This is a genomic window from Stenotrophomonas sp. CS3K5 (assembly GCF_059515225.1).
Window position 1 is genome coordinate 69,046 of sequence record NZ_JCAKRX010000009.1, and the last position, 19,209, is coordinate 88,254.

Here is a 19,209-nt window from a genome sequence, read left to right on the forward strand (position 1 = left end):
TTGAAGGAAGTGGAACGGGGGGACGTACGGCGCACAGCGCAGCGCAGGCGGGGAAGGGCACCACGCGTCAGGCGTGGCGCCGGAAGCTCAGAGCCAGTCGCGCGGCACCAGGTAATCGGCCAGGCATGCCTCGGCGCTGCCGGGCTCCGGTGCGAAGCCGTACTCCCAGCGCACCCGTGGCGGCAGGCTCATCAGGATGCTCTCGCTGCGGCCGCCACTCTGCAGGCCGAACAGCGTGCCGCGGTCGTAGACCAGGTTGAACTCCACGTAGCGACCGCGACGGTACAGCTGGAACTCGCGCTCGCGTTCGCCATGGGGCGTGTCCTTGCGCTGCCGCACGATCGGCAGGTAGGCATCGAGGAAGCCATCACCGACCGCACGCAGATAGTCGAAATCGCGCTCGAAATCGCCGTGCAGGTCATCGAAGAACAGCCCGCCGACACCGCGCGTCTCGTTGCGGTGGCGCAGGAAGAAATATTCGTCGCACCAACGCTTGTGCGCGGCGTAGCGTTCGTCGCCGAACGGCGCGCACAGGTCGCGTGCGACGCGGTGCCAGTGCTGCACGTCCTCATCGAACGGGTAGAACGGGGTCAAGTCGAAGCCGCCGCCGAACCAGCTGGCCACCACCTCGCCGTCGCGCTGCGCCTGGAAGAAGCGCACGTTGGCGTGGGTGGTGGGCACGTAGGGGTTGAGCGGGTGGAACACCAGCGACACGCCGGTGGCGCGCCAGGAGGCGCCGGCCAGTTCCGGGCGGTTGGCCGAGGCCGACGGCGGCAGGCGGCTGCCGGCCACGTCGGAGAAGCCGATGCCGGCCTGTTCAAACACCGCGCCGTCGCGCAGCACGCGGGTGCGCCCGCCACCGCCCTCGGCACGCTGCCACAGGTCCTCCTGGAAGCGGGCCTGGCCGTCGGCGGCCTCGATCGCCGCACAGATGCGGTCCTGCAGGTCGGTGAGGTAGGCGCGCACGCGCTCGAAATCGTTCATGGCGCGTACTTTACCGCAGGGCCTGCCGGAAGCTGCGGGCAGGCCGTGATGGGTTCAGCGCTTGTGGTTGGAGGTGCGTGGCGCCGGGGCCTCATCCAGGGCAGCCTCCTGCATCGCCTTCTGCAGGGCGCGGCCCAGCTCCAGTGCGCTCCAGTTGCCGGTCTCCAGCACGTCGCAGGCCACATGGCGCCCGCTGCCGTCGGCTTCGCACAGCTGCTCCAGTGCGGCATGCGCATCCACCTGGGCACTGTGTTCGTGGGCGCTCACCAGGTTCTCGCACCCCTCGCGCACGCCGGCGCGGCATACCGTCACGTAGTGGTCGGCCGCCTGCTGCCACTTCCCGGACATCGCCAATCGATTGCCAAGCACATTGCAGCCCTGCAGCCTGCCCTGCGCGCAGCAGAGCTCGGCACCGCCGTCGGCCCGTGCCTGCGGGCAGTCCTGCGGCAGTGGCAGCACCGTGTACTGCTTCGGCGCGCTGCAACTGGCCGGGCCCTCGCCGGTGCTGCTGAACACCTGGTAGCGGGTCCATGTATCCATGCCCAGGAGTTGCCCGCCCGGCAGCGGGCGCAGCACGAAGTCGTCGCCCTTGTCATGACGGATGCGGATGTCGCCGTCTTCAACACGGGCGCGCAGCTGGCTGTTCCAGCCGACGCCGACGAGGCCGGCATCGCCGAATTCCAGCGTGTCCATCAGGCCGCCATCGGCATGGAAGCTGCCGCAGGGCAGCGCGACCGCCGGTTGTGGTTGCAGCGAAGGGCCCAGTGCCTGCAGCGCCGGCAGATGTGCACAGGCGGCGCCTTCACCGCCTGTTGCGCAGGACAGCGCCAGTGCCTGCACCGCCTGCAGGTGGTCGCCCGATTCCCAGGCCAGCTCGGCCACACGTGCGCAGAAGCGCTCATGCGGAACCTGCTGGCACAACTGCAGTAGCTGCTGACGCTGCCCGGACGGAATCACGATCGGCGCGGATGGGGCTGCCAGCGACATGATCGCTTCGTCCAGCATCGCGCTCATTGCGGTCTTGATCAGCCGCTCCTGCAACGCCGGATCTGCTTCCAGCGCTGCTGCACAGTCAGGCGTCTGGTCCTGGAAGCCCCCCTCGCGGCACGGGGCCGGCAGCTCGATGCCGGCCAGGGCGGCATCGAGGAGCGCCTTATGCGCCGCACCGTCCGGAACGACCGAAGGCGTGGCGTCTTCGCGCCAACGCTCGGCCAGCTGCAGGCACATGCCGGGTACGCCTTCGCGGCAGGCCGCTTCCAGCGCGATCGGCGTCGCGTCGCGGCGATTGTCCAGGCAGGCTGCCGCATCGGCCAGGCAGCTGCGCGCTGCCGGCGTAGCCGCAGCGGCGCACGTTGCCGGCGCCTGCAGGGTGTAGCGTGTGCCATCCACCTTGACGCTGCGGCCACGATCACGCACCTGCAGTTCGCTGGGCAGGCCGTACTCGAGGTTCACCAGCTGCAGCTTTCCCTCGATCTGCTGGAAAACGACGGGCGATGGCGCGCTGCCGTAGTGCTTCTGCTCGCCCCGGTTGGGCGAAATGACGCGCAGCGTGGTGCTGCCTTCATCGGCCTTGAACAGGCCGCACTGGGGTGATTGGGCAGCGGCCAGAGGCGTGGCCAGCAGCAACGCCCAGGCCAGCCAGCGGTGGCGCGATCGCAGTAAGCGCATGTCGTCTCCTTGACGATCGAACAGGAAGCTCCAGGCGCTACGGCAGATCACGAGCCTCGCGCGGGGGCGTGCATTGTGCCGTGCCAGGCACGCGCCGGTAGCGCTGGTAGCCGGTCTGCGCATCCATGCCGAGCAGGTCGCCGTTGCCGAGCGGGCGCAGCACAAGGGTTTCACCGTTCTGCTGCAGATGAACGGCACCTTCGTGCAGACGCGCCTGCGTGCCATCACCGAAGTCGAGCGTGTCGATCACGCCACCTTCAGCCCGGTAGAGGCCACATGGAAGCCGCCGGGCCGGCACCAGGCGCAGGTCGGCGCCGAGTTCAAGCAGGGGCGCAGTGCGCTCGCAGGCACTGACGCGGCCTGCATCGCAGACGACCCGCAGGGCCTGCACCGCCAGCGCCGGTTCCCGTGCGATCAACTGCTGTTCGGCCACCTCGGTGCAGAAGCGACCACCGCGCTGTTGCAGGCAGAGCCGCTGCAGCGTGGCGCGCTGCGCGGCCGGCAATGGCGCGTCCTGCTGCCCGGCCTCGGTGGTCGGCGTAGCGAGAAAGTGGCGCAGCAGCGCCGAGCAGCCGGCGCCGACGCCTTCCTCGCACGCGCGCTTGGCCTGTTCCGGAGGCGCCTCAGCGAGCCGCGCAATGCACAGCGCAGGGCGGGCCAGGCAGCCGTCGGCGCGGGGCGCAGGGGCGCGTTGGCAGGGCTGGGTTCGATGCAGCGTGTAGTCGGCCACACCGTCGTCGATATGCGTCCCGTCAGCAGCCACGCCGAGGGCGGTGGATACGCCGTCGTCGAGAAACACCAGAAGCAGATCGCCGGCGCTGCGGTCGATGCGCAGCGGCGCGCGTTCCTGGCCGTCCAGCGCCTGATAACCGGCGGTGGATGATTCGAACACCAGGGCCACGCCGCCATCGGTGCTGCGGTACTCGCCGCAGCGCAGTGCATCGGCGGCGGCGGTGGCAGGCAGCGCGGCCAACAACAGCAGCGCGGGGAGCAGGGTCAGCAGGCGCATGCGACGGTCCTTGTCGTGCGGAAGTGGGGCGTCTAGTGGAACCGCGCGCGGATGTCCGGGCGCAGCAGGCGCCAGGCCACGCCGCCCTGCAGCAGCGCCAGCGCCAACGACGCGGCGTACATCGTGGCGGTGAACAGCCGTCGCTGGATCTGCAGGGAGCGCAGCGCCTCGGGCGAATCGCCGAGCAGGTGGATCAGCGGTGCGGCCACGCCGTCCAACCAACCGGTCACGATGAAGTTGGCCAGGGCGGTGAGCAGCAGCAGGGCGATGAAGCTCCACAGGCCCCACTGCTTCAGGCGCAGCAGGCCCCAGCTGGCGGCGGTCGAGAGGGCACAGGCCAGGGCGGTCAGCAGCAAAGCCGCTACCGGGTGGCCGAGCAACCACAACACGATGCGATCCATGCCGATGTGCCAGGCGTCCAGCGCCAGTGATTGCCAGATTTCGCTGTGGACCAGCGGCCAGGCCAGCAGCGTGACCAGCAGCAGGGCGACGGTGCAGGCGGCCGACACCCAGAGGCAGGACAGGGCCACCGGGCGTACCCAGTCATTGACAGGGGCTGCCGCGCGGAGGGAGACGGGTGGGGGGACTGGCATCCGGCGTCCTTGCAGTCGATGCCCGCGCGGTCAGCGGGCCGTCACCCGGGTGGCGACCGCCGGCAGGATATGGTGTTCGCTCAAGGGTGCCAAGGGCAGGCCATGCGGCGGCTGCAGCGGCACCCAGGCCAGTTCGGCGATCTCGGCGCGCGCCTGCGGCGTGCCATCCAGCTGCACCCACCACGCCTGCGCCTGGACGCGGTGGCCGGGCTCATTCACTGCCCAGTCTTCGAACACACCGAGCGCGATGGCAGCATCGGTGCGCAACGTTATGCCCAGCTCCTCGTCCAGCTCGCGGGCCAGCGCCTGCAGCGGCGCTTCGCCGGGTTCAGGCTTTCCGCCGGGCTGGATGAAGCGGGTGGCGCCGTGCTTGCGCACCACCAGCGCCCGGCCGCGGTCATCCAGGATGACCGCAGCCACGATCCGGATCGTGGCTGCGGCGCGGCTCATGCCAGCCTGCTCACTTCAGGTTCTGCTCGAACAGCTTGAGGATGCGCTTGTACTGGTCCAGCCACGAATCGGCACGCACGTAGCCATGGCGTTCCAGCGGGTACGGTGCGATGGACCAGTTGTCCTTGTGCAGCTCGATCAGGCGCTGGGTCAGGTTCACCGAATCCTGGAAGAACACGTTGTCATCCATCATGCCGTGGGCGATCAGAAGGTTGTCCTGCAGGTTCTGCGCGTACTCGATCGGCGAGGACACGCGGTACGCCTCCGGGTCGATGTCCGGGGTGTTGAGGATGTTGCTGGTGTAGCCGTGGTTGTAGTTGTGCCAGTCCACCACCGGGCGCAGCGCGGCGCCGGCCTTGAAGGTGCCCGGTGCACGGAACAGCGCCATGAAGGTCATGAAGCCGCCGTAGGAACCGCCGTAGATGCCGGCGTGGTCGCGGTCACCCTGCTGGGTGTCGACCAGCCAGTCCAGGCCGTCCTTGTAGTCTTCCAGTTCCGGGTGGCCCATGTTGCGGTAGATCGCCGTGCGCCAGTCGCGGCCGTAGCCCTCGCTGCCGCGGTAATCCATGTCCAGCACGATGTAGCCCTTCTGCACCAGCAGGTTGTGGAACATCTGCTCGCGGAAGTAGGCCGGGTAGCGCTGGTGCACGTTCTGCAGGTAGCCGGCGCCGTGCACGAACATCACGATCGGGTACTTCTTGCCGGGCTCCTTGGTTTCCGGCTCGTAGTACTTGGCCCAGACCACGCCCGCACCGTGCTTGGACGGCACCGCCACCAGCTTCGGCTGGATCCACTGGCGCGCCTTGTAGTCGGCGGTGCGGGTGTCGGTCAGCACGCGGGTCTGGCCACCGGCGCTGGGCAGCACGGCCAGCTGCGGCGGCAGGTAGGCGCCGGAGTAACGCACCAGCAGCTGCTGTCCATCCGGCGACAGCGAGAAGTCTTCCACGCCGTTGAGGCTGGTCAGCTCGCGCACCTGGCGGCTGCCGGTGTCGACCGAGCAGACTTCGTAGTCATGCGGCGCCTGCTGGTTGCACAGGAAGTAGAACCCCTTGCCATCGGCCGACGGCACCGGCGCCGAGGTTTCCCACTTGCCGCTGGTCAGCGCCTGCGGCTTGGCGCTGCCGGCCTGGGTGTACAGGTGCGAGAAGCCCGATTCCTCGGACAGCAGCCACAGCGTGCGGCCGTCGGCCATCCAGCCGAAATCGTTGAAGCCCCAGTTGATCCAGGCGTTGTCGGTCAGGCGATGGCGGTTCTGCACGCGGCCATCGGCTGCGTTGACGCTGATGATCCAGCGGTCCTTGTTGTCGTTGGCACGCAGCATCACCGCGGCCTGCTGGCCATCGGCGCTCCAGCGGATCCCACCGCCCATGAAGTCGCTCATCACCTGCACGCTGCGCTCGCCCTTCAGCGCATCCTTGCCGGCCTTGCGGCGCAGCTCGGCCAGCGGGTCGGTGCCGATGCCTGGCAGGCTGGCCAGCGAGACCTTCTCGGCCTTGCCGGTGCGCACGTCCACGTACCACAGGGTGTGCGGTTCGAAGCCGTTGCGGCCGACGCGGGTGCGGGTGTCCTCGGTTTCCTCGTAGCCCGATTCGGTCACGTACAGCGGCATCTTGCTGGTGCGGCCGTCGTCGAAGTCCTTCGGCTTGGTCACCACGATCAGGTGGGTCAGGTCCGGCGACAGCACGCTGTCACCGATCTCCACGTCGGCGCCCAGGTACACCGGGCCCGGCGCGCGGGTCGGGTCAGCCTGGCGCCAGCGCTGGTCCTGGTCCTTCAGCGCTTCGCGCTGGTCACGGTCGCGGCGCAGGGTTTCCAGGGTGCGCAGCTGCTGATCGCGCAGCACGTCGGCCTTCGGCGCCGTGCGCGGGTCCTTCTCGGCCTTCAGGCTGGCCACCTGCTGCACGCCGCTGGCGGCGGTCCAGTGGAACCAGTTCTGGCCGACACGCCAGATCACGCCGTTGTCGGCGGCGAAGTTCACGTTGCCCGCGCGCTCGTTGCTGCGGGTCAGCTGGGTCAGTGCGCCGCTGCGCAGGTCGCGCACGAACACATCGCCATTGCGCACGAAGGCGCTGCGGCTGCGGCTGCGGTCGTAGACCGGCTCGGCCACGTCCAGGGTGCCGCGCTGGTCATCGGCCACCTGCGCGGCCACGCCACCGGCCAGCGGCTGGCGGAAGGTGTCGCGCACCGGGCTGCCGTTGCGCTTGAGCTGGTATTCCACCTGCTGGCTGTTCCACGACCACCAGGCCTTTTCGACCGGCGGACCGATCCAGTCCGGGTCGGCCATGGCCTGTTCGATGGTGATCGGCGTCGGCGCGGCATGCGCGGCCGGTGCGGCCAGTACGGCCGACAACAGGAGGGACAGGGGCAGCACTCGGGACATGGGCGGACGCACCAGATGAGGAAACCGGGCAAGGGTAGCAGCCGCCTGCGCCGGGGGAGGGGGCCACAGGTCATGGCAGCGGAATCGGCAAAATGCTGCAACCGGTCGCCGTGGCCGCGCATCCATTCTCCTGAACCCGCATCATCCACCGAACAGGAGCCCGACCATGCAGGAACTGATCCCGATCACCCTCTTCATCTGCATCGCCTATGCGATCCATGCCATCGCCGATGCCCGTGCCCGCAGCAAGCTGGTGGCGCCACACGTGCCGGAGGAAGTGATCCGCTCGCTGGCGGTGCTGGAAGAAGAACGCCGCCGCCAGGGCGCGCTGCGCTGGGGCATCAGCCTGGTGAGCCTGGCCGTGGCGATGGGCCTGCTGGAGGCAATCGGCGCACGCGAGCTGACCTTCGGCGCCGCTGCGGCGATGGTCGGCAGTGCCGGCCTCGGCCAGCTGCTGGCCTGGCACTTCACCCGCCCCGCCGCACGCAAGGGCTGAGGCTGGCATGCCACGGGCACAGGGGGCGCCCTGCGCATGAGCCTGCTGGGCGGAGCACTGGCGGCATTGCGGGGGCGTCACCGCGACGTCCCCGTCGAACCGGCACCGGCCGCGGACGACGAGCGCGCGCTGGTCAGCGCCATCATCGATGGCTCGCAAGCGGCCTTCGCGCAGCTGGTGCAGGCCCATCAACGCACCTGCGCGCATGTGATCGGGCGCATGGTCGGTGACCGCGACCAGGTGGCCGACCTGCTGCAGGAGACCTTCCTGGCGGTGTTCCGCCAGCTGCACCGGTTCCGCTTTGAATCCTCGTTGCGCACCTGGGTCTCGCGGGTGGCCTACACCACGGCGCTGCAGTACCTGCGGCGGCGGCGGCTGGAAGCGCAATGGATGGTGGCCGTTGAGGTGCCCGAGGAACTGGGCGCCGGTGATGAAGGCCCTGGGCCGGCGGAGCTGAGCGAGGCGTTGCAGGCCGGGCGCCAGCTGGGCGCGGCACTGGAACGGCTGAGCCCGCCACAGCGCCTGATCGTCGGGCTTCATTATCTGGAAGATTTCGATCTGGCCGAGATCGAACAGGTGACCGGGCTGGCACGCGGTACCATCAAGAGCCACCTGTTCCGCGCGCGCCATGTCCTGAAACAGGAACTGACGCGGCACGCCACCGCCGGAGAACTGCTGTGAACCCACCGACCGACCCCCGCGAGGCGGAAGCTCGCGCGCTGGCACAGGCGTTGCGTGAGCAGGCGCAGCAGGAAGAAACGCCGGATGTGAGTGAGGCGCTGCAGCAGCGCATTACCGCCGAGTCGCGCGACAGTGGTGTGGGCTATGTGGTGGTGCAGGTGCTGCTGGTGGCCACGCTGCTGGCGGCGGGCGCCTGGTATTTCTGGCACTGAGGCTGCCGCCGGGCCACGCCCAGCGATCGTCACGCCCACCTGCGACAAAGTGAAGCAGCGCGTCACCCGGTCGCATCCCACGTTAACTAAATCCTCCTAAAGTGGTCCGGTATCCCACCGGTCGCAGGCAGGAGGCGTCCCTTGGACGCGTTGTTGTTGTCCCGGATCCAGTTCGGATTCGTCATCAGTTTCCACGTGCTGTTCCCCGCCTTCACCATCGGCACCGCCAGCTGGCTGGCCTTCATCGAATGGCGCTGGCTGCGCACCAGGCTGCCGGTGTGGCGCGAGCTGTATTTCTTCTGGCAGAAGATCTTCGCGGTGTCGTTCGGCATGGGCGTGGTCAGCGGCATTGTCATGGCGTTCCAGTTCGGCACCAACTGGCCGCGGCTGAGTGAGGTGGCCGGCACCGTGATCGGTCCGCTGCTGACCTATGAAGTGCTGACCGCGTTCTTCCTGGAGGCCAGCTTCCTGGGCGTGATGATGTTCGGCTGGGGCCGGGTCTCGCCGCGCCTGCATTTCCTGTCCACCTGCATGGTGGCGCTGGGCACGCTGTTCTCCACGTTCTGGATCCTCTCGTCCAACAGCTGGCTGCATACGCCGGCCGGCTACGAGATGGTCAACGGCATCGTGCATCCGGTGGACTGGTGGCAGGTGGTGTTCAACCCCTCGTTCCCGTACCGCCTGGCGCACATGGCGCTGGGCTCGTTCATCACTACCTGTTTCGTGATTGGTGGTGTGGGTGCGTGGTACCTGCGCAAGGGCACGCACGTGGAAGCGGGCCGGCGCATGCTGGTGGCGGCGGTGGCGTTCGCGGCGCTGACCGTGCCGGTGCAGATCTTCGTCGGCGACATGCACGGCCTGAACACGCTCAAGCACCAGCCGATGAAGATCGCGGCGATGGAAGCGCACTGGCATGAAACCCGGGAAGGCGAGGGCGTGCCGCTGGTGGTGTTCGCGCTGCCCAACGAAAGGGAAGAGCGCAACGATTTCGAAGTGGCCATCCCCAAGCTGGGCAGCGTGATCCTCACCCATTCGCTGGACGGTACCTTCGATCCGCTCACCTCGGTGCCGGCCAGCGAGCGGCCGCCGGTGACGCCGGTGTTCTTCGCCTTCCGCATCATGGTCGGGCTGGGCACATTGATGTTGCTGCTGGCCTGGGTCTCGGCTTTCCAGTTGTGGCGCAACAAACTGCTGGATTCACCGTGGCTGCTGCGCAGCTGGAACTGGATGCTGCCCAGCGGCTTCATCGCGCTGCTGTCGGGCTGGTTCGTGACCGAGATGGGGCGCCAGCCGTGGGTGGTGTACGGCGTGCTGCGCACCGCCGATGCGGTCGGCCCGCAGAGTGCGTGGATGACCGCGCTGTCGCTGGGTGTCTACGTGGTCGGTTACGCGTTCGTGTTCGGCTGGGGCATCTGGTACCTGGTGAAGATCCTGCGCCATGGGCCGCAGCCCTTCGCCGAAGGGCCGTCGCTGGATCATGGCAGCCACACCCCGGCGCGCCCGCTGTCGGCTGCCGACGAGCCGCTGGAGGAGCGCTGATGGACCTGATGACCTGGCTGCCGGTGGCGTGGTTCGCGGTGATCGGCTTCGGCGTGCTGATGTACGTGGTGCTGGACGGCTTCGTGCTCGGTATCGGCATCCTCGCCCCGTTCGCCGAGGACGAGGACCAGCTGGACCTGATGATGAACACCGCCGCGCCGATCTGGGACGGCAACGAGACCTGGCTGGTACTGGGCGGCGCCGGCCTGCTGGCGGCATTCCCGAAGGCCTATGCGGTGCTGCTGTCGGCGCTGTACCTGCCGGTGCTGCTGCTGGTGGTGGCGTTGGTGTTCCGTGGCGTGGCGTTCGAGTTCCGCTTCAAGGCGCATCGTTCGCGCCGGCTGTGGAGCGTGGCGTTCGGCCTCGGTTCGCTGCTGGCGACGTTCGCCCAGGGCGTGATCCTGGGCACCCTGGTGCAGGGCATTCCGCTGGTGGACGGTGTCTACCAGGGCGGTGCGTTTGCCTGGTTCAGCCCGTTCGCGATGCTGACCGGTGCCGCGCTGGTGGCCGGCTATGCGCTGCTGGGCAGCACCTGGCTGATCCTGAAGACCGAAGGGCGCGTGCAGGCGCTCGCACGGCAGCTGACCCGGCCGCTGGTGGTGGCGGTGATCGCGGCGATGGGCCTGGTCAGCAGCTGGCTGCCGTTCCTCGACTCGCGGTTGATGGCGCGTTGGTTCAGCGACGGCAACTTCTGGTGGCTGTCGCCGGTACCGCTGCTGACCCTGGCAGTGGCGGCCGCGCTGTGGCGCAGCGCCACCCATCCACGCCGTGACCTGCCGCCGTTCCTGCTCAGCCTGGCGCTGTTCGTGCTCGGCTTCCTCGGCCTGGTGCTGGGCATGTGGCCGTACCTGCTGCCGCCGTCGATGACGCTGTGGCAGGCGGCCGCGCCGGCCTCCTCGCTGGGCTTCACCCTGGTCGGGCTGGTCGTTCTGCTGCCGGTCATCCTCGGCTATACGGCATGGTCCTACCGGGTATTCCGCGGCAAGGTGCACGCCGATACCGGTTACCACTGATCGATCCAAACGCGGACCCGAGGGTGGCGGGCCCGCGTTGGGGAATGTGAAACCTGCACACCCCGTGCCGGACGTGCTAGCGTGCGCTCCTTTCCGGCGGCCAGGGGGGCAGCCGGCGACGTCCTGGACGGACGCACGGCCGCAGGAATGGGGGGCCGCCGCGCGTCGCCGTAATGGCTCGTGCCTATCGTTCTCCCATTGAAGCACCACCGCTAAATGATCGAATTCTCCATCGTCGACTGGGCCGCCTGGGCGCCCGGCCTGAGCGAGCGCAGCCAGTGGCTGCGCTGGGCCGAGGCACCGTACCTGCCGCAGGGCGAGGACACCCCGGCGCTGGCCGAGGTGCCGGCGATGCAGCGCCGCCGTATCGAGCGGCTGGGCCGGATGGCGATCCAGGCCGCGTGCTGGTGCGAGGACGGGCAGGGCGCTGACAGCCAGGTACCGCTGGTGTTCGCCAGCCGCCATGGCGACGTCGCCCGGTCCATGGACCTGCTGTCCGCATTGATCGGCGAACAACCGTTGTCGCCGACCGGGTTCGGCCTGTCGGTGCACAACGCGATCGCCGCGCTGTACTCGATCGCCCGTGGCCACCGCGGCAACTACCTGGCGCTGGCCGCCGGGCAGTCCACCGTGGAAGCCGCCTGTCTGGAGGCCGCGGGCCTGCTGGCCGATGGCGCCCGCGAAGTGCGGGTGGTGGTCTATGAATCGCCGTTGCCGCGTATTTACGCGACGTTCGCCGACGAACCCGACCCGTTCTTCGCCTGGTGCTGGCGATTGACCGCGCCCGCCGAGGGCCATCCGACCCTGTCGTTGCAGTGGCACCCGGCCGAAGGCCAGGCCAGCACCGCGCCGGGCACGCTGCCGCACGCGTTGGACCTGCACCGCTTCCTGCTGTCGGCGGCGCCGGCGCTGGAGCATGTGAGCCAGGGCCAACGCTGGCGCTGGGGGCGCCGTGGCTGAGCTGCGGCGCCGCCTGGACCATGCCTGGCGGGTGTTCGGCACCGGCCTGAGCTTTGCCGCGTTCGGCGTGGGCGGGCTGCTGCTGGGCCTGCTGGTGATGCCGGTGTTGATGCTGATGCGTGACCCGATGGCCCGCCGCCGCCGGGCCCGCCGGGTGGTGCAGGCGGCCTTCGCCAGCCATGTCCGGCTGATGTGCCGGCTGGGGGTGATGACCCTGCAGATCGAGGGCCGCGAGCGCCTGCAGCGCGATGGCCTGCTGGTTCTGGCCAATCATCCGACCCTGATCGACGTGGTCTGCCTGATCGCGCTGCTGCCCAACGCCGACTGCGTGGTCAAGCGGGCCGTGGCCTGCAACCCGTTCATGCGCGGCCCGGTACGGGCGGCCGGCTACATCTCCAACGACGACGGCGCCGGGCTGGTGGACGACTGCGTCGCCGCCGTGCAGGCCGGCGGCACCCTGGTCATCTTCCCCGAAGGCACCCGCAGTGTGCCCGGTCAGCCGCCCCGGCTGCAGCGGGGCGCGGCCAACATCGCCGTGCGCGGCCGGCTGGACATCACCCCGGTGCGGATCACCTGTACCCCCCCGACCCTGACCAAGGGACAGAAGTGGTATCGTGTACCCTCACGTCGCTTTCACGTTCGGCTGCAGATCGGCGAAGATATCCCGATCGCGCCTTTCCTGGCCGAAGACGACTCGCCAAGGGGGGATGCCTTGGCGGCACGCCGCGTTACCGAGCACCTTTCTCGTTATTTCGACCTGTCTGGAGAGCCGCCCCGTGCAAGCACTTGAGCACGAGATCAAGGAATTGATCATTTCCTCCCTTTCGCTGGAGGACATCACGCCGGAGGACATCGATCCGACCGCGCCGTTGTTCGTTGAAGGCCTCGGTCTGGATTCGATCGATGCGCTGGAGCTGGGCCTGGCGCTGCAGAAGAAGTACGGTGTCAGCCTCTCGGCCGATTCGGAAGAAACCCGTCGCCATTTCTCCAGCGTGCGCGCGCTCGGCGAGTTCGTCGCCGCCCGCCAGTCGTAACGGCGCCAGGAACTGCCATGACCAAGAATGAACTGTTTGAACGCATCGTCAGCATCCTGACCGACAGCTTCGAGATCGAGCCTGCGCGGATCACCCCCGAGGCGCGCCTGTACGACGACCTGGACATCGACAGCATCGATGCGGTGGACCTGATCGTGCAGCTCAAGCCGCTGCTCGGCCGCAACCTGCAGCCGGAAGCGTTCAAGGCCGTGCGCACCGTGCAGGACATCGTCGATGTCGTGCATGGGCTGTTGCCGGACCAGGCAGCCGCCTGACCGCAGCGCCGGCGGCTTCGCCATGGCACGCGCACGCACCGTCGTGGTGGCCGCGATTTCGCTGGCCTACCCGCTGCTGGTGTACCTGGCGATGGGCCGTTTCGAGCCGCGCTGGCTGTCGCTGCTGCTGTTTGCCCTGGCGGTGCTGCGGGCGTTGAGCACGCGCCAGCCGCTGTGGTGGGCCGCCGCCGCCGGTACCGGCCTGCTGGCCGTGCTGGCCACCGTACTCAACCAGGCCCTGCCGCTGAAGCTGTACCCGGCGCTGGTCAACGCGGTGATGCTGGCGGTGTTCGGCACCAGCCTGCGTTTCGGCCCGCCGCTGGTGGAGCGCCTGGCGCGGCTGCAGGAGCCGGACCTGCCACCGTTTGCGGTGGCCTATACCCGCCGCGTCACCCAGGTCTGGTGCGGCTTCTTCGTTCTCAACGGCAGCCTGGCCCTGCTGACCGCGCTGTACGCGTCGGACCGGGTCTGGATGCTCTACAACGGATTGTTGGCGTACGTGATGATGGGCGTGTTGTTTGCAGGTGAGTGGCTGGTGCGGCGGCGGGTCAAGGCGGCGCACGCGCATGGCTGAGTGGATCGCCCTGGACCGACTGCTGGTGGACCCGCAGCCGCAGCGCCGCATCGGCCTCTGCGAGGGCGAGGTGATCGATCACCCCCGCTTCCGGCAGCGGGTGCTGGCCTGGCGCGCGGCCTTTGCCGCCGCCGATGGTCGCGACTGGGCGCTGTACTTCGATGACGCGGTGGCCTTCGCGGCAGCGCTGTTCGGTGCCTGGCATGCCGGCAAGCGGGTGTTCCTGGCCGCCGACAACCTGCCGGCCACGCTGCAGGCGCTGCAACCGCAGGTGAGTGGTTTCGCTGGCGATGTGTCCGCCGATTACCGGCCGCTGGTGGCCTCGGCCATCGGCGGGGACGCTGCGCTGCAGGCGCTGGACGAGCGCGCCTGCGAGCTGTGTGTGTTCACCTCCGGCAGCACCGGCCAGCCCAGTGCGATCAGCAAGCGCATGGACCAGCTGACGCGCGAAGTGGACGCGCTGCAGGCCGCCTTCGGCGCGCAGCTGGAGGGCGCGCAGGTGCATGGCACGGTGTCCCACCAGCACATCTACGGCCTGCTGTTCCGCGTGCTGTGGCCGCTGGCCGCCGGCCGCCTGATTCATCCGCGCCGGTTCTTCCACGAAGACCTGGTGGGCGCGCTGGCCGGTACCGATACGGTGCTGGTGGCAACTCCGGCCCACCTCAAGCGCCTGCCCGAACAGCTCGACTGGGCCAGCCTGCATGGCCGCCTGCGCGCGGTGTTCTCCTCCGGCGGCCCGCTGCCGGAAGAGGCGGCGCGGCAGGTGCGGCAGTGGTTGGGCGTGGCCCCCACCGAGGTGTACGGCAGCAGCGAGACCGGCGGCATCGCCTGGCGCCGCTGGGACACCGACCTGCCGCCGTGGCAGCCGCTACCGGGCGTGCAGTGGCGGATCGACGACGGCTGCCTGGCGGTGGCCTCCGCGCACCTGGAGAACGCCGACTGGTGGCGCACCCAGGATCGGGTGGAAGCGCTGGCCGATGGCCGTTTCCGCCTGCTGGGCCGCGCCGACCGCATCGTCAAGATTGAAGAGCGCCGCGTCTCGCTGGATGCGTTGGAGCGCGCGCTGCGCGAAGACGCCGAGGTGGATGACGTGCGCGTGCTGGTCCTGCCAGGACAGCGTGAGCAGCTGGCAGCGGTGGTGGTACCGGCCGATCCGGCGCTGCTGGAGGGGGGCGACGCCGCGCGCCGCGCGCTCGGCCAGCGCCTTGGCGCACGCCTGGCCTCTGCCCACGACGCGGTTACCCGGCCGCGCCGCTGGCGTCTGGTGCAGGCGTTGCCGATCAACGCGCAGGGCAAGGTGACCCAGGCCGCCCTGGCAACGCTGTTCCAGCCATTGATGCCCGAACCGGTGTGGGACCAGCGCAGCGCGGACAGCGCCACCCTGCGCATGACCCTGGACCCGGCGCTGCGGCCCTTCCAGGGCCACTTCCCGCAGGCGGCGATCCTGCCCGGCGTGGCCCAGCTGGACTGGGCGGTGCGCTTCGGCCGCCAGGCGTTCGCGATGCCGGCGGGCTTCCTGCGCATGGACGCGGTGAAGTTCCAGCACGTAGCACGCCCGGGGGATGAGCTGACCCTGCAGCTGGACTGGGATGCCGCGCGCGGAGTGCTCACGTTCCGCTATACCTCCCGCCACGGCGTGCATGCCAGCGGCAAGGTGGTGTTCGCCGATGTGGACTGACCCGGCCGTTGCCGGTGCCGCGTTCGCGCCACTGGTGGTGATTCCCGTCTACGACCACGAGCACGCCATCGCGGCGGTGGTCGATGGCGTGCAGGCCGCCGGCCTGCCCTGCCTGCTGGTCGATGACGGCTCGCACGCGTCCTGCGCGGCGGTGCTGCGTGCACTGGCACAGCGCCAGGGCGTCGACCTGCTACGCCTGGACGTCAACCAGGGCAAGGGTGGGGCGATGCTGGCCGGCTTTGCTGAAGCCGGCGCGCGTGGCTACAGCCACGTGCTGCAGATCGATGCCGACGGCCAGCACGATACCGCCGATCTGGCACGCTTCATCGTGGCTGCGCGTGCGCGGCCCGAGGCGGTGATCTGCGGCATTCCGGCCTACGACGCCAGCGTGCCGAAGGCGCGCCTGTACGGTCGCTACGCCACCCACATCTGGGTCTGGATCAACACGCTGTCGCTGCACCTGCGCGACACCATGTGCGGCTTCCGCGTGTATCCGCTGCCACCGGTGCTGCGCCTGATCGGCGAAGAGACCATCGGCCGGCGCATGGATTTCGACACCGAGATCATGGTGCGCCTCTACTGGCGGCAGCTGCCGGTCGAACACCTGGCCACGCGCGTGACCTATCCGTCCGATGGGGTGTCGCACTTCGATGTGTGGCGCGACAACGTGCGCATCAGCCGCATGCACACCCGCCTGTTCTTCGGCATGCTCTGGCGCGCGCCGCGCCTGCTGTGGCGCCGCCTGCGTGGGCAGGGTTGAGATGGCGACCACGCACGACGCCCCGCACTGGGCCGACATCGGCGAGTCCACCTCGGTGGCCGGCGTGCTGTTCCTGTGCTGGGTGCACCGCTGGTTCGGGCGCTGGCCATTCCGCCTGTGCGTGTGGCCGGTGGTGACCTGCCACTGGCTCGGCAACCGTGTCGGCCGCCAGGCCTCGATGCAGTACCTGCAGCGCCTGCAGGCGCACAGCGGCGTGCTCGGCCGCGCACCTACGCGGCGCGACAGCCTGCGCCACTTTTTCGCCTTCGCCGACACGATGCTGGACAAGATCCTCGGCCTGGGCGGGCGCTACCCGCCCGAACGCATCCACCTGCACCGCGATCTGGTGCTGGACAAGATCGCGCGCCGCGAAGGCGGGTTGATCCTGACCGCGCATATCGGCTGCCTGGAACTGTGCCAGGTGCTGGCCGAGCAGGTGCCGGGGTTCCGCATCACCGTGCTGGTGCACACCGCGCATGCGCAGCGCTTCAACCGCCTGCTGCAGCGGCTGGACCCGCTGGCAGCGGTGGAGCTGGTGCAGGTCACCGAAATGGGACCGGCCACCGCGGTGATGCTGGCCGAGCGGGTGGCGGCCGGTGGCTTCGTCGCCATCGTCGGCGACCGCACGCCGGTGCAGGGCGGCCGCAGTGTCACCGCCGATTTCCTCGGTCATCGTGCGCCGTTCCCGATCGGCGCCTATGTGCTGGCCGCCGCGCTGGGCTGCCCGGTCTACACCATGGCCTGCCTGCATCAGGGCGAGGGCTATCGGGTGGCGTTTGAACAGTTCGCCGAACGCATCGTGCTGCCGCGCGGTTCGCGCGATGCCGCACTGGCCGAACAGGCCCAGCACTTCGCGCGCTGGCTCGAACTCCAGGTCATCCAGTCGCCGTTGGACTGGTTCAATTTCTTCCCCTTCTGGGATCAGGCTCCGCATGACGACTGACGCCGTACCCGTGTGCCGCTTTGGCGATGCACCGTTGACCATCGAAGACGTGGTGGCCCTGGCCCAGCGCCAGTGCGAGGCCGCACTGAGCGACGCCCCGGCGTTCCGCGCGCATATCCAGCGCGGCGCCGATTTCCTCGACCGCCTGCTGCGCGAGGATGGCGTGATCTACGGCGTGACCACCGGCTACGGCGACTCGTGCACGGTGAACATCCCGCCGGCGCTGGTGGCCGAACTGCCGCACCATCTGTACACCTATCACGGCTGCGGCCTGGGCCGTTACCTGGACCCGGTCGAGACCCGCGCGGTGCTGGCCGCGCGCCTGGCGTCGCTGGTGCGCGGCATGTCCGGTGTCAGCGTGCCGCTGCTGGAAGGCCTGGCCACGCTGCTGCAGCACGACGTGCTGCCGATGATTCCGGCCGAGGGTTCGGTTGGTGCCAGTGGCGACCTGACCCCGCTGTCGTACGTGGCGGCGGTGCTGTGTGGCGAGCGCGAGGTGCTGTTCGAAGGCCAGGTGCAGCCGGCTGGCCCGGTGCTGGCGAAGATCGGCATGACCCCGCTGAAGCTGCGGCCGAAGGAAGGCCTGGCGATCATGAACGGCACCGCGGTGATGACCGGCCTGGCCTGCCTGGCCTGGCAGCGCGCCGATTACCTGGCGCGCATGGCCACGCGCCTGACCGCGTTCAACGTGCTGGCCAGCGACGGCAATGCGCACCACTTCGACCAGACCCTGTTCGCGGCCAAGCCGCACCCGGGCCAGGGCCGCATCGCTGCACGCCTGCGCAGTGACCTGCACAGCGAACGTCCGCCGCGCAACGAACAGCGCCTGCAGGACCGCTACTCGCTGCGCTGCGCACCGCACGTGATCGGCGTGCTGGAAGACAGCCTGCCGTTCCTGCGCCAGCTGATCGAAACCGAGCTCAACAGCGCCAACGACAATCCGCTGATCGACGCCGACGGCGAGCGCATCCTGCACGGTGGCCACTTCTACGGCGGCCACATCGCGCTGGCGATGGATACCCTGAAGAACACCGTGGCCAATGTCGCCGACCTGCTCGACCGCCAGCTGGCGCTGGTGGTCGATGCCCGCTACAACCACGGCCTGCCGGCCAACCTGTCGGCGGCCACCGGCCCGCGCGCGGCGATCAACCATGGCCTGAAGGCGCTGCAGATCAGCGTGTCGGCCTGGACCGCCGAAGCGCTGAAGCAGACCATGCCGGCCTCGGTATTCTCGCGTTCCACCGAATGCCACAACCAGGACAAGGTCAGCATGGGCACCATCGCCGCGCGCGACTGCCTGCGCGTGATCGAGCTGACCGAGCAGGTGGTGGCCGCGATGCTGATTGCCGCGCGCCAGGGCCTGGCCCTGCGCGAGCGGGTTGGCCTGAATGCGCAGCTGCATGGCAGTCTGGCCGACATGTACGCCGAACTGGGGCAGCGCATCGCCCTGGTCGAAGAAGACCGCGCGCTGGATCGCGAACTGCGGGAACTGCTGGTGGAGATCCGCGCGCAACGCTGGGAACTGTATGCCGGTGAATGAACACACGGAACTGGTCGGGGAAATCACCCTGACCCCCGCCTTCCATGACTGCGATCCGATGAACGTGGTCTGGCATGGCAACTACTTCAAGTACTTCGAGATCGCGCGCTGCGCACTGCTCGGCCGCTACGACTACGACTACCCGCAGATGCTCGAATCGGGCTACCTGTGGCCGGTGGTCGATGCGCGGGTGAAGTACGTGCGCCCGCTGTTGTTCAACCAGGCGCTGCGCGTGGTCGCGCGCATCGTGGAATGGGAGAACCGGCTGAAGATCGAGTACGAGATTCTCGATGCGGAAAGCGGCCAGGTGCTGACCCGCGCGATGACCATCCAGGTCGCGTTGGACGCGGCCAGCAAGGAAATGTTGTACCAGTGCCCGCCGGTACTGTGGGAACGCCTGGGAGTGCCTGCGCCGTGACG

At 69.0% G+C, this 19,209-nt stretch carries 21 protein-coding genes; 15 read left to right on the top strand and 6 right to left on the bottom strand.

From position 1 onward, the window contains the following. Nucleotides 1-87: 87 nt before the first annotated feature. From hemF to AC5YGJ_RS14095, 6 genes are all read right to left on the bottom strand, one after another. Entirely contained in the window at nt 88-984 is an 897-nt protein-coding gene (gene hemF, locus AC5YGJ_RS14070; protein ID WP_496186881.1) for an oxygen-dependent coproporphyrinogen oxidase, read from the bottom strand. A 54-nt stretch (nt 985-1,038) separates the two neighbouring features. Continuing rightward, nucleotides 1,039-2,652 (bottom strand): hypothetical protein, encoded by a 1,614-nt coding sequence (locus AC5YGJ_RS14075; RefSeq protein WP_496186882.1) that lies wholly within the window; start codon nt 2,650-2,652, stop codon nt 1,039-1,041. A gap of 37 nt (nt 2,653-2,689) precedes the next feature. Beyond that, on the bottom strand, nt 2,690-3,661 hold the full coding sequence (locus AC5YGJ_RS14080) for a hypothetical protein (protein WP_496186883.1): 972 nt from the start codon (nt 3,659-3,661) through the stop codon (nt 2,690-2,692). A 32-nt stretch (nt 3,662-3,693) separates the two neighbouring features. After that, a complete protein-coding gene (locus tag AC5YGJ_RS14085) occupies nt 3,694-4,191 on the bottom strand; it encodes a hypothetical protein (protein ID WP_496186884.1) in 498 nt (165 codons plus the stop codon). Nucleotides 4,192-4,284: 93 nt separating this feature from the next. After that, nucleotides 4,285-4,704, bottom strand: coding sequence for an NUDIX hydrolase (locus AC5YGJ_RS14090; protein WP_409460674.1), 420 nt, complete (start codon nt 4,702-4,704; stop codon nt 4,285-4,287). 10 nt (nt 4,705-4,714) lie between these two features. Further along, complete coding sequence (locus AC5YGJ_RS14095; RefSeq protein ID WP_496186885.1) at nt 4,715-7,084, bottom strand: S9 family peptidase; 2,370 nt, start codon at nt 7,082-7,084, stop codon at nt 4,715-4,717. Nucleotides 7,085-7,250: 166 nt separating this feature from the next. On the opposite strand from AC5YGJ_RS14095, the gene AC5YGJ_RS14100 reads away from it, so the two are divergent. The 15 genes from AC5YGJ_RS14100 to AC5YGJ_RS14170 all read left to right on the top strand — a co-directional run bounded on the left by AC5YGJ_RS14100 (nt 7,251) and on the right by AC5YGJ_RS14170 (nt 19,207). After that, complete coding sequence (locus AC5YGJ_RS14100) at nt 7,251-7,580, top strand: hypothetical protein (protein WP_010482336.1); 330 nt, start codon at nt 7,251-7,253, stop codon at nt 7,578-7,580. A gap of 36 nt (nt 7,581-7,616) precedes the next feature. Then, nucleotides 7,617-8,261: an RNA polymerase sigma factor gene (locus tag AC5YGJ_RS14105; protein ID WP_496186886.1), complete on the top strand. Its 645-nt coding sequence runs from the start codon at nt 7,617-7,619 to the stop codon at nt 8,259-8,261. Continuing rightward, on the top strand, nt 8,258-8,473 hold the full coding sequence (locus AC5YGJ_RS14110) for a hypothetical protein (protein ID WP_496186887.1): 216 nt from the start codon (nt 8,258-8,260) through the stop codon (nt 8,471-8,473). Before AC5YGJ_RS14105 ends, AC5YGJ_RS14110 begins: the two co-directional genes overlap by 4 nt. A gap of 141 nt (nt 8,474-8,614) precedes the next feature. Next, nucleotides 8,615-10,012, top strand: coding sequence for a cytochrome ubiquinol oxidase subunit I (locus tag AC5YGJ_RS14115; RefSeq protein ID WP_496186888.1), 1,398 nt, complete (start codon nt 8,615-8,617; stop codon nt 10,010-10,012). After that, entirely contained in the window at nt 10,012-11,025 is a 1,014-nt protein-coding gene (gene cydB / locus AC5YGJ_RS14120; RefSeq protein WP_309340101.1) for a cytochrome d ubiquinol oxidase subunit II, read from the top strand. Before AC5YGJ_RS14115 ends, cydB begins: the two co-directional genes overlap by 1 nt. 216 nt (nt 11,026-11,241) lie before the next feature. After that, a complete protein-coding gene (locus tag AC5YGJ_RS14125) occupies nt 11,242-11,985 on the top strand; it encodes a beta-ketoacyl synthase chain length factor (protein WP_409460672.1) in 744 nt (247 codons plus the stop codon). Next, entirely contained in the window at nt 11,978-12,775 is a 798-nt protein-coding gene (locus AC5YGJ_RS14130; protein WP_496186889.1) for a lysophospholipid acyltransferase family protein, read from the top strand. Before AC5YGJ_RS14125 ends, AC5YGJ_RS14130 begins: the two co-directional genes overlap by 8 nt. Next, the gene (locus AC5YGJ_RS14135) at nt 12,762-13,019 is read left to right on the top strand and encodes a phosphopantetheine-binding protein (RefSeq protein ID WP_005411610.1); all 258 of its coding nucleotides are present in this window, start codon (nt 12,762-12,764) and stop codon (nt 13,017-13,019) included. The genes AC5YGJ_RS14130 and AC5YGJ_RS14135 overlap by 14 nt, the downstream gene beginning before the upstream one ends. 17 nt (nt 13,020-13,036) lie before the next feature. Then, nucleotides 13,037-13,294 (top strand): acyl carrier protein, encoded by a 258-nt coding sequence (locus AC5YGJ_RS14140; RefSeq protein ID WP_057497823.1) that lies wholly within the window; start codon nt 13,037-13,039, stop codon nt 13,292-13,294. Between the two features lie 22 nt (nt 13,295-13,316). Continuing rightward, nucleotides 13,317-13,868, top strand: a complete 552-nt coding sequence (locus AC5YGJ_RS14145) for a COG4648 family protein (RefSeq protein ID WP_249842469.1) — start codon at nt 13,317-13,319, stop codon at nt 13,866-13,868. Then, nucleotides 13,861-15,546 carry an ApeI family dehydratase gene (locus AC5YGJ_RS14150; protein WP_496186890.1) on the top strand — a complete coding sequence of 562 codons (1,686 nt, stop codon included), beginning with the start codon at nt 13,861-13,863 and terminating at the stop codon, nt 15,544-15,546. The genes AC5YGJ_RS14145 and AC5YGJ_RS14150 overlap by 8 nt, the downstream gene beginning before the upstream one ends. Continuing rightward, nucleotides 15,536-16,306 (top strand): glycosyltransferase family 2 protein, encoded by a 771-nt coding sequence (locus AC5YGJ_RS14155; RefSeq protein ID WP_496186891.1) that lies wholly within the window; start codon nt 15,536-15,538, stop codon nt 16,304-16,306. Before AC5YGJ_RS14150 ends, AC5YGJ_RS14155 begins: the two co-directional genes overlap by 11 nt. 1 nt (nt 16,307) lies before the next feature. Further along, nucleotides 16,308-17,249, top strand: coding sequence for a lysophospholipid acyltransferase family protein (locus AC5YGJ_RS14160; RefSeq protein ID WP_249842472.1), 942 nt, complete (start codon nt 16,308-16,310; stop codon nt 17,247-17,249). After that, nucleotides 17,239-18,789 (top strand): HAL/PAL/TAL family ammonia-lyase, encoded by a 1,551-nt coding sequence (locus tag AC5YGJ_RS14165; protein ID WP_309340108.1) that lies wholly within the window; start codon nt 17,239-17,241, stop codon nt 18,787-18,789. Before AC5YGJ_RS14160 ends, AC5YGJ_RS14165 begins: the two co-directional genes overlap by 11 nt. Next, nucleotides 18,776-19,207, top strand: coding sequence for an acyl-CoA thioesterase (locus tag AC5YGJ_RS14170; RefSeq protein WP_309340110.1), 432 nt, complete (start codon nt 18,776-18,778; stop codon nt 19,205-19,207). The genes AC5YGJ_RS14165 and AC5YGJ_RS14170 overlap by 14 nt, the downstream gene beginning before the upstream one ends. Nucleotides 19,208-19,209 lie beyond the last annotated feature (2 nt).